At 38.7% G+C, this 1,381-nt stretch carries 2 protein-coding genes; both read right to left on the bottom strand.

What is annotated here, in order from left to right; genetic code table 11:
- The coding region (locus tag V7659_RS31495; RefSeq protein ID WP_335543908.1) for an ATP-dependent Clp protease proteolytic subunit at positions 1-468 on the bottom strand (468 nt) is incomplete at its 3' end.
- Positions 469-495: 27 nt separating this feature from the next.
- A complete protein-coding gene (locus tag V7659_RS31490) occupies positions 496-1,215 on the bottom strand; it encodes a sigma-70 family RNA polymerase sigma factor (RefSeq protein WP_335543907.1) in 720 nt (239 codons plus the stop codon).
- Between the last annotated feature and the right edge of the window lie 166 nt (positions 1,216-1,381).

Genomic DNA, 1,381 nt, shown 5'->3' with positions numbered 1-1,381 from the left:
TTCTGAAATAATTTGATTAATATGCTCTCGAAGCTTTAAAATTCTTCGTGCGGATATTTCGATTTCTGTTGCCTGCCCTTTTGCTCCTCCTAATGGCTGATGGATCATAATTTCACTATTTGGCAAGGCATATCGTTTTCCCTTTTTCCCAGCAAGCAGTAACATCGCTCCAAATGAAGCTGCCATCCCTGTGCAGATCGTCCTGACGTCTGGCTTAATGTATTGCATGGTGTCAAAGATAGCAAAACCCGCTGTGGTTAAACCTCCTGGACTATTGATATAGAGTGATATTTCCTTATCAGGTGCGTCTGCTGCTAAAAATAATAATTGGGCGACGACACTATTAGCCGTATGTTCATTTATTTCATCACCAATGATGATAATTCGATCCTTTAACAGTCTAGAGTAAATGTCATATGAACGTTCTCCACGATTTGATTGTTCAATTACATATGGAATAGTACTCATTCCAATCCCTCCTTGAAAGCGATTTGGCTATGCAGCCATACAGAGAGTGCTTGAAGGAGTGAAAGTTGGTTTGGTACGTATTTTACCCGAGCCTAGTTTTGGGGCTTCACTATGAGTTAATCGTGAACGAATCGATTGAATGAGGATGGTTGGATCTTGATTTTTCAATGCCTCATAAAACAGGTCTGAGAGATGCTCCCTTTCTTCCTCATTCCAAAACAAATCCAATGAATGAAACTGCCTCTCTTCGTTTGCCTTTTCCAGCCGCTTTTTGGCGCGATGAAGATTGGCCTTCACTGCCATTTCTGTAGAATCTAACATCGATGCGATTTCCTTCAGTTGGTATTGAAACCCCTCTTTTAACAAAAAGATGATTGCCTGGTTGGGAGTGAAGTTTTTGATGAGTTGATTAACTGTTTCCCTTGTCTCATCCAGTTTATGATTGAAAGCATCATTGGCAAAATCAAGATCAGCTTCCACGGTTTCATTCTTTCTTTTTCTCAGCATATCCACCCAATGATTATAGGCAATCTTATTTATTAATGCTGTCGTCACCTTTTGCTTGTGGCTTCGATATTTTAAAGTCTTGATAAACGTCTCCTGTGCGATTTCGTCTCCATCCCAACCATTTTGGGCGATAAAGTGACAATAGCGTCGAAGTTTTGGATAATTCTCAATCCAAAATTCCTCCCCAAACCCAATTTCTTGCTCTCCATCTATGCAGTCAATTTCTAGCTTGTGTGACATTGATTTCACTCCTTTTGCACTCTCTACCCTTTAAACGTTTTAAGTTGGATGAAAAGATACGGGGGTAAAAAATTTTCTTTTATTTAAAGTTACTTTATGTTTGTGCTTTCTAATATAAACTTGACCATTTTAGAAAGCAAAAGAAAATCATTCACATCAATATTAT

It is taken from the genome of Neobacillus drentensis (assembly GCF_036966985.1).
GTDB lineage: Bacteria > Bacillota > Bacilli > Bacillales > Cytobacillaceae > Neobacillus > Neobacillus drentensis_E.
Note: the sequence above shows the minus strand (reverse complement) of the source record. Positions and strands in the feature narration are given on the sequence as shown.